The 13,068-nt window shown below is 68.3% G+C and carries 13 protein-coding genes and 3 tRNA genes; 8 read left to right on the top strand and 8 right to left on the bottom strand.

Annotated elements, in window-relative coordinates:
- Nucleotides 1–64 precede the first annotated feature (64 nt).
- On the top strand, nt 65–850 hold the full coding sequence (locus BM337_RS08055; RefSeq protein ID WP_089815811.1) for a phytanoyl-CoA dioxygenase family protein: 786 nt from the start codon (nt 65–67) through the stop codon (nt 848–850).
- Between the two features lie 233 nt (nt 851–1,083).
- Here the strand turns inward: BM337_RS08055 and BM337_RS08050 are convergent.
- Nucleotides 1,084–1,156 (bottom strand) — tRNA-Arg (locus BM337_RS08050).
- 137 nt (nt 1,157–1,293) lie between these two features.
- On the opposite strand from BM337_RS08050, the gene BM337_RS08045 reads away from it, so the two are divergent.
- From BM337_RS08045 to BM337_RS08030, 4 genes are all read left to right on the top strand, one after another.
- The gene (locus BM337_RS08045) at nt 1,294–1,845 is read left to right on the top strand and encodes a hypothetical protein (RefSeq protein ID WP_245778626.1); all 552 of its coding nucleotides are present in this window, start codon (nt 1,294–1,296) and stop codon (nt 1,843–1,845) included.
- Nucleotides 1,846–2,022: 177 nt separating this feature from the next.
- A complete protein-coding gene (locus tag BM337_RS08040; protein WP_089815809.1) occupies nt 2,023–3,600 on the top strand; it encodes a single-stranded DNA binding protein in 1,578 nt (525 codons plus the stop codon).
- A gap of 55 nt (nt 3,601–3,655) precedes the next feature.
- A complete protein-coding gene (locus tag BM337_RS21725) occupies nt 3,656–4,093 on the top strand; it encodes a histone (RefSeq protein WP_089815807.1) in 438 nt (145 codons plus the stop codon).
- Nucleotides 4,094–5,101 carry a histone deacetylase family protein gene (locus BM337_RS08030; protein ID WP_089815805.1) on the top strand — a complete coding sequence of 336 codons (1,008 nt, stop codon included), beginning with the start codon at nt 4,094–4,096 and terminating at the stop codon, nt 5,099–5,101.
- On the opposite strand, the gene cca is transcribed toward BM337_RS08030, so the two are convergent.
- Entirely contained in the window at nt 5,080–6,435 is a 1,356-nt protein-coding gene (cca, locus tag BM337_RS08025) for a CCA tRNA nucleotidyltransferase (RefSeq protein WP_089815802.1), read from the bottom strand. The genes BM337_RS08030 and cca overlap by 22 nt on opposite strands.
- 93 nt (nt 6,436–6,528) lie before the next feature.
- Here cca and BM337_RS08020 point away from each other — a divergent pair.
- Nucleotides 6,529–6,601: transfer RNA gene (locus tag BM337_RS08020), tRNA-Asn, on the top strand.
- Nucleotides 6,602–7,251: 650 nt separating this feature from the next.
- Nucleotides 7,252–7,358 (top strand) — tRNA-Ile (locus BM337_RS08015).
- 573 nt (nt 7,359–7,931) lie between these two features.
- Here the strand turns inward: BM337_RS08015 and BM337_RS08010 are convergent.
- Together BM337_RS08010 and BM337_RS08005 are read right to left on the bottom strand one after the other, a co-directional pair.
- Nucleotides 7,932–8,570, bottom strand: a complete 639-nt coding sequence (locus BM337_RS08010; RefSeq protein WP_089815800.1) for a hypothetical protein — start codon at nt 8,568–8,570, stop codon at nt 7,932–7,934.
- Between the two features lie 183 nt (nt 8,571–8,753).
- Complete coding sequence (locus BM337_RS08005; RefSeq protein WP_089815798.1) at nt 8,754–8,960, bottom strand: hypothetical protein; 207 nt, start codon at nt 8,958–8,960, stop codon at nt 8,754–8,756.
- A gap of 289 nt (nt 8,961–9,249) precedes the next feature.
- On the opposite strand from BM337_RS08005, the gene BM337_RS08000 reads away from it, so the two are divergent.
- Complete coding sequence (locus BM337_RS08000; RefSeq protein WP_089815796.1) at nt 9,250–9,729, top strand: hypothetical protein; 480 nt, start codon at nt 9,250–9,252, stop codon at nt 9,727–9,729.
- Between the two features lie 34 nt (nt 9,730–9,763).
- On the opposite strand, the gene BM337_RS07995 is transcribed toward BM337_RS08000, so the two are convergent.
- The 4 genes from BM337_RS07995 to BM337_RS07980 all read right to left on the bottom strand — a co-directional run bounded on the left by BM337_RS07995 (nt 9,764) and on the right by BM337_RS07980 (nt 13,050).
- A complete protein-coding gene (locus BM337_RS07995) occupies nt 9,764–10,585 on the bottom strand; it encodes a hypothetical protein (protein WP_089815794.1) in 822 nt (273 codons plus the stop codon).
- A complete protein-coding gene (locus BM337_RS07990) occupies nt 10,582–11,835 on the bottom strand; it encodes a PQQ-binding-like beta-propeller repeat protein (protein ID WP_089815792.1) in 1,254 nt (417 codons plus the stop codon). The genes BM337_RS07995 and BM337_RS07990 overlap by 4 nt, the downstream gene beginning before the upstream one ends.
- Nucleotides 11,836–12,041: 206 nt before the next feature.
- Complete coding sequence (locus BM337_RS07985; protein ID WP_089815790.1) at nt 12,042–12,233, bottom strand: hypothetical protein; 192 nt, start codon at nt 12,231–12,233, stop codon at nt 12,042–12,044.
- The gene (locus tag BM337_RS07980; protein ID WP_089815788.1) at nt 12,223–13,050 is read right to left on the bottom strand and encodes a hypothetical protein; all 828 of its coding nucleotides are present in this window, start codon (nt 13,048–13,050) and stop codon (nt 12,223–12,225) included. Before BM337_RS07980 ends, BM337_RS07985 begins: the two co-directional genes overlap by 11 nt.
- Between the last annotated feature and the right edge of the window lie 18 nt (nt 13,051–13,068).

Here is a 13,068-nt window from a genome sequence, read left to right as displayed (position 1 = left end):
ACGGTTACCGGGACTCTCGCCACTGATCGCAACCATTACGCTGTGGTACCCGCCTGTGGTAACTATGCGACTGACCGACGCGCAGTTTCGCCAGTACCAGTCCGAGGGGTACGTCGTCGTCGAGGACGCGCTCTCGCCGGCGACGGTCGACCGCGTGAAGACCCGCCTGCGCGAGTACACCCACGGCGACCGCGACGTGGCGGGGTTCCAGCGCCAGATCGAACCCGCCGTCGAGCGCGGCGAAGTCGACGTCGACGACCCAGGCGACGCCGTCCGCAAGTTCGAGGGCCTCGACATGGTCGAGTCCGACGACGTCCTCCGCGACGTCGCCGAGAACGACGCCGTCACCGACGTCGCCGCCCAGTTGCTCGGCCCGAACCTCAAACTGCTCCGCAGCGCCGCGATGTTCAAACCCCCGGAGGTCGGCAGCGAGAAGGGGTTCCACCAGGACGCCGCCTACTACCCCATCCAGCCGATGGACCACGTTACCGTCTGGATCGCGCTGGACGAGGCGACCCCGGAGAACGGCTGCATGAACGTCGTCCCCGGGGCGCACAGAGACGGCGTCATGGGCCACGAGGCCGTCGAGTACGACACCGATATCGTCATCGCTGACCGCGACTTCACCCACGAGGACGCCGTTCCCCTCCCGATGGAACCCGGCGACGCCCTCTTCCAGCACTGCCTGCTGCCCCACTTCACCGCGCCGAACACGACCGACCAGTGGCGACGCGCGCTCATCATGTCCTACATGGACTCGCGGTCGCGCTTCACGAAGTCGGGCGACGAGCGCCCCGACTGGGTGGACTCGGTCCACATCCAGGGCGAGGAGTTCCCAGGGTGTGTGTAGGGACTCCGGGCCAGAACCTGGACACGCCTGGACGGAGTTTCGCCGACGCCGCCGCTCGCGGGGTGGCGTCGGCAGAAACGTCCGAGCGGAGATTCGAACAGGTGACAGACGTTCCGGGCGTGCGACTCGCTTCGCTCGTCGTTCCGGGGCTGCGACTGTCGTGTTCGAATCTCCATGGAGTTCTCCAGCAACACGGACTCCTCGCTGTCGCTCGTCGATTGGTGGAAGGAAAACGTCCGAGCGGAGATTCGAACTCCGGTCCCTGGCTCCGCAAGCCAAGAGGATAGTCCACTACCCTACCCGGACTCATCTATCCGTAGCGCGGACCTCTGTAAAGGGGTTACGGTTCGACCGGCCGACTGCGAGGCGTTGGCACTGCGAACGCTCAAAATCCGATTTGACTGACCAGAAGGGACTTGCCCCGCTCACGGAAAGAGGCGGATATGCACAGACGGACGATGCTCGCGCGGGTCAGTGCCGGCCTCGGCGCCGTCGCGCTGGCCGGGTGCGTCGCGGACGAGAACGGCGACGAGGGGACGCCCAGCGAGAGCGAGACAGACGGTGGCGACGGAAACGAGACAGACGGTGGCGACGGAAACGAGACAGACGATGGCGATGGAAACGGGACAGCCGTGTCGCTCGCCGACGCGTCGCTCTCCCTCGTCCACGCCGGCTGTGGCCAGCAGACCGACGAGGCCGCCGTCGCGTTCGAAGCCGACGCGGGCGAGGTGGTCGTCACCGGCACCATCTGGGGGTCGGACGCGTGCAAGACCGCGCGCCTCGCGGACGCGAGCTACCACGCCGACGCCGACGAACTGGTGGTGCTCGTGGCCACGGAGGACCGGAGCGACGAGGAGGAGATGTGTGCCGAGTGCATCACCGAACTCGACTACGAGGTGACGGCCGCCTTCGACGGCGGACTGCCCGGCAAGGTGACGGTCAGGCACAGCCACGGTGACGACCCGACGACGGTGTCGACGGCGACCCGGGACTGACGGCGCCAGTCACGTCTCCGTTCTCTCCGTCCGGCGGTCCGACGGTTTATCCCGCAGGACGGCACAGGTCCGCCTATGAGACACTCGGCGACGGATCGGGAAACCACCGGACAGCGAGCGGCCGTTCGCGCAACGACAACGCTTAAGCGCGGCCCTACACTGCCTAGTACACGATAAATGGGTGCGATAGAGGACATCTACGCGGATCTCGATACTGACGTGGACGAGGAGACGTTCCGGGAGGCCGTCGAGGAGAAGGTCGAGCAGATGGGCGGGCTCGCCGACGAGGAGACGGCGGCGATGTTGCTCGCCCACGAACTGTCGGAGAACGAGGTGAACGCGGTGGCCGACGTCGAACCGGGGATGGAGGAGGTGAAGTTCCTCGCGAAGGTGATGGCCATCGGCGACCTGCGAACCTTCGAGCGCGACGGCGAGGACGAGGAGGGCCGGGTCCTCAACGTCGAGGCCGCCGACGAGAGCGGCGCCATCCGGCTCACCTTCTGGGACGAACAGGCGGCCTCCATCGACGACGGCCAGCTGGAGGTCGGGGAGGTCCTCCGGGTCAAGGGCCGCCCGAAAGAGGGGTACAACGGGCTGGAAGTGTCGGTCGACAAAGCGGAACCCGACCCGGACGTGGAAATCGACGTCGAACCGGGCGACGGCTCCTCCATCGACGCGCTGACAATGGGGCAGTCGGACGTCGACGTCCGCGGGCTCGTGCTCGACACCGATTCCATCCGGACGTTCGACCGCGACGACGGCAGCGAAGGGCGCGTGGCCAACCTGACGCTCGGCGACGAGACGGGCCGCATCCGGGTGACCCTGTGGGACGAGCGGGCCGACCGCGCCGACGAACTGGAACCCGGCGACGCCGTCGAGGTCGTCGACGGCTACGTCCGCGAGCGCGACGGCAGCATCGAACTCCACGTCGGCGACCAGGGCGCCGTCGACGAGGTCGACGAGGAGGTCGCCTTCGAACCCGAGGCCGATTCCATCGGCGACGTGGAAATCGACGACACCGTCGACATCGCCGGCGTCGTCCGGTCGGCCGACCCCAAGCGGACCTTCGACCGCGACGACGGCAGCGAGGGCCAGGTCCGCAACATCCGCGTCCAGGACGACACGGGCGACATCCGGGTCGCGCTCTGGGGCGACAAGGCGGACAAGGACATCGGCCCGGGCGACGAGGTGCTCGTCGCCGACGTCGAGATCCAGGACGGCTGGCAGGACGACGTGGAGGCCTCCGCGAACTGGGCCTCGACCGTCACCGTTCTCGAGAGCGGTGCGACGGCGCCGTCCGGTGGGAACGCCGAGAGTTCCGGTGGCTCCGGGGGAAGCGCCGGCGGGTCGGGCGGCAGTTCGACCGGACTCGACGACTTCGCCGGCGGCGGCGGCTCGGGCGGGAGCGGCGGATCGAACGGGAGCGATAGTGACGAGAGCGGCGACCACGCCGCGGCGGAGGCCGCAGCAGTGGCTGGCGACGCCGGTGGTGATGACGGCAGTGGTGGCACTGGTGCCGACGACGGTGCCGTTGCCGACAACGGATCCGGTGGTGCCACCGGCGACGACGGCCCGGCCGACGGCGAACACGTCGAGTTCACGGGCACGGTCGTCCAGACCGGTGACCCCGTCGTCCTCGACGACGGAACGGAGACGATGACGGTGGAAACCGGCGAGACAGTGACGCTCGGGCAGGAAGTGACGGTCCGGGGCGAGCTGCGGGACGGCCGGGTCGACGCCGAAGACGTGTTCTAATCGGCCAAGCGGCGCTACGGAAACCCTTAAGGCGGCAACAGCCCCGCGTTGTGGTATGAGCGTCGAGTTACCGTCTGCCCCGGTGGACGCTGTCATCCGCCGGAACGCCGAGGGCTTGCGGGTGAGCGCCGAAGCGGTCGAGGAACTGTCCCGTCGCATCCAGGAGCACGGGGCGACCCTCGCCGAGGCGGCGGCCGACGAGGCGACCGCGGACGGGCGAAAGACGCTGATGCCACAGGACTTCGGCGTGGCAGGCGGGCGCGACAAGGACGACATCGAACTCCCCATCGCGCCGGTCGACCGCATCGCCCGCATCGACATCGACGACCGCTACCGGGTCGCGATGGACGCACGCGTGGCGCTGGCCGACATCCTCGAAGCGTACGCCGACGACGTGGCGGCCGCGGCGGCCACCCTGGCCCGTCACGCCGACCGGCGGACCGTCAAGGCCGAGGACGTCGAGACCTACTACGAACTGCAGCAGTACTACTGAATGAACTTCGGCTACCGCGAAGTCTGCCTGGACCACGACACCGGCCCACGCCATCCGGAGAGTGCCGACCGGCTCCGGGCGATCAGGCGTCGCCTCGCGGAGTGTCACGACGTCGACTACGTCGCGCCGCCCGACGCCGACGCCGACCTCGTCAAGCGCGTCCACGACGCCGACTACGTCGACGAGTTCGAGCGCTTCTGCGCCGACGGCGGCGGTGACTGGGACGCCGACACCGTCGCCGTCGAGGCAACCTGGGACGCCGCCATCGCGAGCGCCGGCATCGCCGCCTGGGCGGCCACCGAGGCCCTCGACGGTGCCGACGGGCGCGAGACGCCGTTCGCCCTCGGACGGCCGCCGGGCCACCACGCCGTCGAGGACGACGCCATGGGCTTTTGTTTCGTCAACAACGTCGTCGTCGGCGCGCAGGCGGCCCTGGAGGCTGGCGCCAACCGCGTCGCCATCGTCGACTGGGACGTCCACCACGGCAACGGCGGCCAGGACATCTGCTACGACCGTGGTGACATCTTCAACGTCTCCCTGCACGAGTCTGGCCTCTACCCGGGGACCGGCGAAATCGACGAGACCGGCGAGGGGGACGGCGACATGCGGAACCTCAACGTCCCGTTCCCGCCGGGGACGAACACCGTCGGCTATCTCGCCGCCTTCGACGAGGTCATCCTCCCCACGCTGCGGGAGTACGACCCCGACCTCGTCCTCGTGAGCGCCGGGTTCGACGCCCACCAGCACGACCCGATATCCAGGATGCGGGTCTCTACCGAAGGGTACGGGCTCATGACCGAGCGACTGACCGAGCTGGTCGCGGAGTGCGACGCGGGCCTCGGGTTCGTCCTCGAAGGCGGGTACAGCCTCGACACGCTCGCCGACAGCATCGCGACGGTCAACAAGACGATCGCGAGCTACGACCCGCAGCCGCCGGAGGGCGACGTGAGCGAGGGTGCCCGCGAGGTCATCGACGACCTCCTCGATCAGGGCTTCGGGTCGAAGTAACGCGCCAGTTCGACGCCGAACGATTCTGCGAGTGTGGCGACGTTTTCACCGACGAGTACCTCGTAGCCTTCCTCCAGGGCCGACTCGACGTGAGCGCCCAGTGCGACGTCCAGGAGGGCGTCGCTCCTGAGGAGGTCGGGAGCGCTCGGGTGCGCCCGCTCCCGTTCGACCACGTACCGGTCGCCGTCGATGAAGGGGCCGGCGGCGTCGGTGTCGGCGTACTTCTCGTAGAAGCCGCGGGCGTGCTCGCCGACGTGGACCGGCGGGCCGTCGTGGCGCTCGACGGCCGGTCGCTCGGCGACTTCCAGTTCGACGAACAGTGTGGCCGACTCGTCGGCGAACGCCGCGGCCCGGAGCACGTCGAACCCACGACGGTCGAGTTCACTCGTTACACCGTCGACCGAGCGGTAGAGCTGGGGCCAGAGCTGGTCGTCGACCAGGTCCGGCGCGTCGAAGCAAATCGCGACGGGCGTCGTCCCCCGTCGATCGATGGCCGCGCGGACTGCTGCCGCGTCGATGGGGTCGGGATCGGACGGCTCGAACAGCGACTCCCGCGGATCTGCCAGCAGCTCGCGGGCGTAGTGCTGGAACCGGGCGACGGCGTCGGAAGCGACGACGGCCGCGACGTTGCGTTCGGGGTCCGTCGGGTCGACGAAGACCAGCGGGTCGTCGAAGGACTGCTGGCCGTGGTCTTCCGGGTCGAAGTGGACTGGGGGATGCCAGTCGTCTGCGGCGGCCTCGACGAGCGGCCGGAAGCCGCCGTACTCGAGAACCAGCAACTCGGTCAAGTAGCCCGAGAACCCCCGCGTCTTCAGGTTACTGCCGTACACGCCGATGGCCTTGCCGAACTGCTTTGCGACCCGGACGTCCGCGGCCAGGTCGTCGTCGATCCGCTCCTCGACGTAGCGGGTGTGGAACGGCGTCCGGTCGACGGCCGACTGGGCCTCGGTGGCGTCGTCGACGGCGTAGCAGGGCACCAGGTCGACGTCGTACCCGTCGACGGGGCCCTTGACGTACGGATGCTCGGCGTACTCCTCGTGGCCCTCGGGGAGGACAGTGTGACCGACGTCGAGCCCGCAGCGCTCCAGCCGCTCGCGGTCGAGATCCGGTGAAAAACAGACGAACACGTCGACGTCCCGGTCGCCGGCCGTCCAGGTCCCCCGTGCCGTGGATCCGACCCTGACGACAGCTGCGTCGACGTCGAGATCCGCGATGGCGGCCTCGGCCCGCCGGACGACCTCGTCGGCGACGGCTTCGAGCTTGGCCCGCTCTCCGGCGTCGGGCGTCACCCGCTCGCGGACCCGCTCGACGACGGCGTCGAACTCCTCGCTCATGGCCCGGAATTTCCCCGGCGTGCGTGAAAGCGTGTCGATGCAGGACGGAAAGCGAAAGTCCTATACAACAACTCGGGCTATCCGTGAATGCGAGCCGCCGTAGCTCAGTTGGTAGAGCACCTGGTTGTTACCCAGGTTGTCCCAGGTTCGAGCCCTGGCGGCGGCGTCATTTTCGGAGTGCAAAACCGCGAGCGGAGCGAGCGGTCAGCACTCCGAAAGACGCTACCCGGCAGGGGTCGGGCTCGAAAGTCGCACGCCTGCGCAGTGAACGGAGTGAACGAGCAGGACCGTCTTTCGGTGTTCGAGCCCTGGCGGCGGCGCTTCCTTCCGCGAACTTCACCGACGAGCACCGCGTAGCGTGTGCTCGTCTCCGTGAGCGGTGGAAGCGCGATCCGACAGGGCTCGAGCTTGTGAGTCGCAGCCCCGGAACGGCCGAACGGAGTGAGGCCGCATGCCCGGAACGTCTCACAGTGTTCGAGCCCTGGCGGCGGCGTGTTGGCTGGTTCCGAACGAAGTGAGGAACCAGCGTTTTCACGAGCGGCGAACGAAGTGAGCCGCGAGTACTTGGGGACCACAACGCGAGGAGCTGCTGCTCCGAGCATCGTCGCCGGCGAATACGTACCCAGACAGGGCTCGAGCTTGTGAGTCGCAGCCCCGGAACGGCCGAACGAAGTGAGGCCGCACGCCCGGAACGTCTCACAGTGTTCGAGCCCTGGCGGCGAATACGTACCCAGACAGGGGTCTACTGGACGAGTCACGTCACCTGCTCTGATGCCGACAGGCTAAAGAAGAGGTATCGAGAAACCACGGGTAGACGGGCCCTTAGCTTAGCCTGGTTAAAGCGACCGGCTCATATTTCCACGCTCGGTTCCGAGGTGGAATGGGTGACCGGTTGAGCGCTGGTTCAAATCCGGCAGGGCCCATCGTTCTGCGAGGAGCGGACGCGACGAGCGAACGGTGTTGCCAGAGGATTTGAAGCACGGAACGAGCGAACGACGTGAGCGAAGTTCAGGCGGTTCAAATCCGGCAGGGCCCATGCAGGAAGCGCCTGTTTCCTGTCCGAAACCAATCACCGCGTAGACGCATCGAGCGCCGTGAAATCAGCGTTTTTCGAGGGTTGCCCCCGGCCAGATAATCTGGTATTCCAACCAGTGACCAGTCCCGGGTCCGCGCCGTCCGGAATCGCTCGCAGTACGCGACGGTGGCGACCGTGGCCGAGCGAACCTGCACCTGGCCGCCGGCCGAGTGACCATCGCCGTCGACGAAGCGTCGGCGCCGGACGCGAGTTCGAGCACCGTCGTCCGGTACACCCACCTCGGCTCCGCCATCCTGACCTTCTCCGCGGTGACGTGACGGCGTGACCGTGGTCGGCATCCGACTCTACCGGCTCGGTATACAGGCCTCCGTCGACGACGAAAGTGAGGGCTCCGGCGGGGGGCCGGTCGACACGTGAACGTCCGCGTGGGTATGACACGGTCCATCGATCGGTCCCGGGCTCACGAACGGTGTTTGGACCGATGTGCGCTGTCGCGGGCGAAGGCGGTGAGAAGTGACGAGAAGAGGCCGACGAAGCCGAGTATCGTCAACGCGATCACCAGGCCGGCCTCAGCGATACCGAACGAGTACGCGAGAAGCGGCACGCCGGGCCAGAGACCCACGTAGCCTGCGACACCGACGGCCAGAGATGGTATCCAGAGCGCGCCGAGACGCCGTCTCGTCGTCTCGGAGGCGTTGTGTTCCAGCCACGACCATCCGGATTCGAGGCGCGTGGCGGCGAGGCCGATGACGAACCCGAGTATGGGCGGACCGAACCCGCCGCCGACGAGTAACAGAATTACCGAGAGGACGATCAGTCCGACTCCACCGCGACGGATCCCGACGAACCGGACCGACCAGACCGCGAACGCGACCGAGACGAGAACGGTCAGAACGCCGGAGACAAGCAAGTTCGGAACGACCGTCATCGCCGGCTCGCCGCTCAGTATCTCGTAGGCCGGCGCGTCCGGCCAGGATTCGAACACGACGCCACCGGGCGCAGAGTTCCCCTGAAGCACGGCGCCGACACCGTGCTCGAAGCCCGCGATCGACACGATCACCCCGAACACCGAGACGGTCGTTTTCGCCGCACTCCGCATGGTAGCAGACCGACGTTCGGCGAGGTCAATTAGAATCCGCCCGTTACTCGGTGGTATGGAACCCCATCGAATGGGGCGTTCGATGCCACTCGCGCCCACCAGTCACCTTTCTCGGACTGACGTACTGGAGTGAACGACGCGAGACGGGACGAGCCTCGATCAGTCGGAACTCGGTACGCGGGATTACCCGACGCGCTTGTTCTCGCAGTCGACGGTGTTGGGCAGTCGGACGGTGCTCCCGGTGTCGAACGTCGCCGCCGCGTCGTGGGCATCGTAGGACGGGTTCGGCGACGGTTCGTCGTCGCTGGTCGGTGTGGCTTCGGCGTCGGACTCGAGAGTCGGTTCAGTGGGCGATGCGTGTCGGGGCGCTGTGTCAGTGTGGGTGCTCATTTCCGATGTGTGGTGGACGGTCGGCGAACGGGACGACGCGGTCTGGGGAGAGAATCAGCGTACGGCTACTACGAGGGGCGTCGTCCGGGACATCGGAGTTCTACGTCGACCGAAGACAGCAACCATAATAAAAGTTCATGCTTGATTCGCGATGGTCACGAATGAGGACAGTGGCTCCGTCTCGATGGCCGTTCGGCGTCCGGGTCGTCGCGCTGCCCGGGTGCGGTGGCCGGTTCCTTCCGGGCGGATACCCGCGAACTATTTGTCGCTGGCTCCTGGAAGCACGGCTATGGTCTCCCGACAGGTCCTCGCCCTCCTCGCAGTCGTCGCTCTCGTCGCCGGGCCCGCGTGGTACTTCGGTCCCGGGAACGACTCGCCGCCGACGCTGACGGTCGAAAACGGGGACGCGGTTCCCTACGACGTGACGGCCTACGCCGCAGAGGACAGGCAGTCGGCGATGCTGATGAACTTCGAGGTGACGACGAGGGACGGTGACCGTCGGCTCGCGACGGGCGAACAGCTGTACTGGGCCGGCGAGTTCCGGAACGTGACGCTCGCCGACGACGGCGTCCCGACGACTCGGCTCCAGGTCGCCCCCGGCGAGAACGAGACGGTGACGATGAACGGTTGCGGGTCAGGTGCCGTCACCATCATGATCTTCGAAGCGCTCGATGGCAACGAGAGCCACGAGTGGACGCACGTCGATAGCTGCTCTCCCTACGGGAACGAGCACACGATTTCGCTCCGGGAGGGCGGCATGAGCGGGTGAGAGAGTGAGAGAGTGAGAAGTGCCGGTCGGCGCCTCAGCGGCGATCGCGACCGGTCGCGCCGTTCATCGACGGGAAGCGTCTGTCCAGCACGACGGCCATCGCGACGGCGTGTCCCGGCGCGACGATAGCGGTGCTCAGGAAGGCCCCGGCAATCGGAACGGTGGCCAGTCCCCACGACCCGATGCCGAGCACCAGGACGAGCCCCAACAGAGTCCAGCCCTGGCCGCGAGACCGACTGGCGCTGTTCCGGATGGCCGCACCGAAGCCCTGGCCGGTCGCGAGGAAGGCGGGGACGAGAAACAGCCGAACGGAGACGAACGAGACGGCCAGCAGGGCCACGAGACCGACAGACAAGCCGACGTCGGCCGTCGGAGAACCCAGCAGTCGGGGGACGAGACTCAGCGCGACCAGGAGGCAGAGATACCTGGCGAGGGCGTCGGGACGCCGCTGGCCGTCCAGCACCCGCGTGATCGTCAGCCAGCCCGCGACGCCGACCGCGAGCGGCACGGCCAGTTCGATCCCGACGCCCCAGAGGAGATACGGAGTCTCGAGGTCGACCAGTGCGCCGACCCCCCTGGCTGTTCGCGCCGTGCCACTGGGGTAGAGCGAGAACTGGACGGAAACCGTCTGGTCCAGGGCCGCGGTGGGCTCGGTCGGAATCGGATCGCGCGTTCGGATACCGTCGGCCAGTGCGAGGAGTACTCCAGTGACCGCGAACGGGATCAGGAGTGGCGGGTCGCGACGGACGCGGGCCCACACGGCACCCAGGACAGTCCGGGAGTCTGTCGGCGTCTCGCGGGGGGAGGTGGTCGGACGGCGGCTATCCGCCACCGCGTCGCCGTCGTCGGTCGTCATCCTTCCTCCCGCAGCGCAATTACTCGCTCACGGTTGGCGGCGTAGAGAACGCCGTCCCCGACAACCAGGGTCGAGAGCGGTATCTGATCGGGTTCGTACGCGAAGCGCTTCTCACCGGTCGCGGCGTCGACGGCGACCAGTTCGAACTGCGACCGGACCGCGTACACGACCCCGTCGGCGACGACCGGCGACGTCTTCCCGTCGAACGGCGCCGTCCACAGCGTCTCGCCGGTCGCCAGGTCGAGCGCGTAGATCGAAGCCAGTTCGTCGACGACGAAGACGGTCCCGTCGGCGACCGCCGGCGCGCTCTCGGTGACGTTCGCGTCCAGATTTCGCTTCCAGATCGTGTGGCCATCACCGGCGTCGAGCAGGTGGACCGATTCGCGGGTCGGGACGACGATCCCTTCGTCCGTCGCGACCGGTGGCAGGACCATCTGGTCGTCGATCTCGCGGTGCCAGCGCTGGCTGCCGGTCTCGGCGTCGTAGGCGGTGGCCTGGTGGGGCCAGGCGGTGACGAACACTGCCCCGTCGGCGACGGCGGGCCTGTTGTACGGGCCGCTTATCGGGCTGTCCGCGTGGTGGGTCTGGCGCCAGCGGACCGACCCGTCGTTCGGATCGACCGCCGCCACGGAGTTCGTCCCCGGGATCGGGACGTACACCGTCCCGCCGGCCGCCACGGGCGTGGTCGGTTCGCCGGGACCGAGGAGCCCACCGCCGGGACCCCGTGGCCCGCCCCAGCGTTCGATACCGACGTTGCGTTCCCGGAGGGGCACGTCGACGCCGCCGCCGGCGTTGAGCCCGAAGACACCGGTCGGGGCCGTCGTCGCCAGCGTCTCCGTCGTGTAGACGGACGCGCGCGCTCGCGCCGGGGTGGAGCGATAGGGGCCTGGAACCCCGAATCGCTTCGCGCCCGTCTCGGCGTCGAGGGCGAGCAACCCGTCGCCGACGGCGTAGATGGTCCCGTCCAGCAGGACCGGTGACGTCGTCCCGCGGAACCACTCCGGTGGGTCGTGGGCCCAGGCGATCTCGACGCCGTCTTTCGGCCCGGTCGCCGCCGGCTGGTGGCCGGTGCCCGCCGGGTCGTATCTGGCCATGGGCCAGTCGTGTGTGGAACCGGCACCGGACTCATCGGTGTCGGCGTCGAACCTGCCGGTGTCGGCGACGATAGATTCCGCTGACGCCCCGGCAAGGGCGAGTCCGGAGAGGACGAGCCCGGAGCGTTCGAGGAAGCGACGTCTGCTGGAGGGCATTAGCCGCCCGATTTGCCGCAACCGGCATTATGTCTGTCGGTGGGCGACTGGAACGAACCCGCGTCGAAAGCCGGAGAGGCGACCACAGCCAGGGTCCACCAGTGGTCGTGAGCGGTGACGCTGAACGCCGTCGGAGACACGAACTCCACAGCCATCGGCGGGACGGTACCGAACCCAGACCGGCGTTCGCCGACTCCTCGTGGCAGTCACCGGCGCTCGGTCAGGGTGATCGGCTTCGGCCCGTGCCACTCGCCGCCCGCGTCACGCAGGCGAGCGGGGGCGAGCGGGGGCGAGTCGGTCGGGAAGGCGGCGAAGACGGTCCGGGACAGGGCACCGTGGGCGTCCCCGACGACCGGTGAGCCCTCCGGTCGGCGGTGTGCCGAGTCGTCATTGGCCACTCGACTCGTTCGCTTCCACGTCGACCTCGCCGCTGGTCGTCGCGACGGCGATCGTGGTTCCGTCGTCGTCGTCCAGCCGCTCCGCAGTCAGGTCGAGCGGCGTGGTGCCCGCGTCGACGCCGCCGACGGTGATCGTCGCGAGGTGGACGTCCGTGGCCCCCGGCTCGGCCAGTCGCTCGTCGTCGACCGCTTCGACCGTCACCGCTGACCCGTCAGCGGCCACGTCGACGCTCGAAATCTGGTCGAACGCGTCGGCTGGCGCGGCGTCCTCGACCGTCGCGACGTCGGTGTCGAGCGCGATACGCGCCCGGAAGCCGGCCATCCCCTCTGGCGCCACTTCGAGCGTGAGCCGAACCTGGGCCGTCCCGTCCGCGGCGACCGACGTCGAGCCGACGGCGAGGCTGGTCTCGTCCGCCGCGCCACTGCCGCTCGTGCCGTCGTCGGAACCGTCACCGCTCCCGCTGGCGCCGCCGCTGCTGGCGGACTCGTCGCCCGACCCGCCGTCGCCACCAGAGTCGCTACTGTCGCCACCACCTGCGTCGGCGTCACCGCCACTGCCGGAGGACCCCTCGTCGTCAGTACCGTCGTCCTCCGTGGGTGGTGCCGCGCCAGAACCGCTGTCCGCGTCAGTATCCTGTCGTTCCGTGGCGTCGGTGGACGACTCCCCAGCATCGTCGGTCGCCGGTGACGGCGTTAGGTCGGTGTGCTGATCCGGCGCGTCGGATGGTGTCCCAGCCTGTGGCCCCATCGCCCAGACGGCCCCGCCCAGTACGACCACGATCAGGACGGCGACCGCTGCTTTGCCCCCAAAACCCATGCCCCAAATGTATCGAAC

This window comes from Halomicrobium zhouii (genome assembly GCF_900114435.1).
In the GTDB taxonomy this organism is placed as follows: Archaea; Halobacteriota; Halobacteria; order Halobacteriales; family Haloarculaceae; genus Halomicrobium; species Halomicrobium zhouii.
This window is presented reverse-complemented; position numbering and strand designations above follow the sequence as displayed.

What these genes read in the sequence shown, in the direction of transcription:
- BM337_RS08055 (WP_089815811.1), top strand. Translation starts at nt 65, where the DNA reads ATGCGACTGACCGACGCGCAGTTTCGCCAGTACCAGTCCGAGGGGTAC.
- BM337_RS08045 (WP_245778626.1), top strand. Translation starts at nt 1,294, where the DNA reads ATGCACAGACGGACGATGCTCGCGCGGGTCAGTGCCGGCCTCGGCGCC.
- BM337_RS08040 (WP_089815809.1), top strand. Translation starts at nt 2,023, where the DNA reads ATGGGTGCGATAGAGGACATCTACGCGGATCTCGATACTGACGTGGAC.
- BM337_RS21725 (WP_089815807.1), top strand. Translation starts at nt 3,656, where the DNA reads ATGAGCGTCGAGTTACCGTCTGCCCCGGTGGACGCTGTCATCCGCCGG.
- BM337_RS08030 (WP_089815805.1), top strand. Translation starts at nt 4,094, where the DNA reads ATGAACTTCGGCTACCGCGAAGTCTGCCTGGACCACGACACCGGCCCA.
- cca (WP_089815802.1), bottom strand. Translation starts at nt 6,435, where the DNA reads ATGAGCGAGGAGTTCGACGCCGTCGTCGAGCGGGTCCGCGAGCGGGTG.
- BM337_RS08010 (WP_089815800.1), bottom strand. Translation starts at nt 8,570, where the DNA reads ATGCGGAGTGCGGCGAAAACGACCGTCTCGGTGTTCGGGGTGATCGTG.
- BM337_RS08005 (WP_089815798.1), bottom strand. Translation starts at nt 8,960, where the DNA reads ATGAGCACCCACACTGACACAGCGCCCCGACACGCATCGCCCACTGAA.
- BM337_RS08000 (WP_089815796.1), top strand. Translation starts at nt 9,250, where the DNA reads ATGGTCTCCCGACAGGTCCTCGCCCTCCTCGCAGTCGTCGCTCTCGTC.
- BM337_RS07995 (WP_089815794.1), bottom strand. Translation starts at nt 10,585, where the DNA reads ATGACGACCGACGACGGCGACGCGGTGGCGGATAGCCGCCGTCCGACC.
- BM337_RS07990 (WP_089815792.1), bottom strand. Translation starts at nt 11,835, where the DNA reads ATGCCCTCCAGCAGACGTCGCTTCCTCGAACGCTCCGGGCTCGTCCTC.
- BM337_RS07980 (WP_089815788.1), bottom strand. Translation starts at nt 13,050, where the DNA reads ATGGGTTTTGGGGGCAAAGCAGCGGTCGCCGTCCTGATCGTGGTCGTA.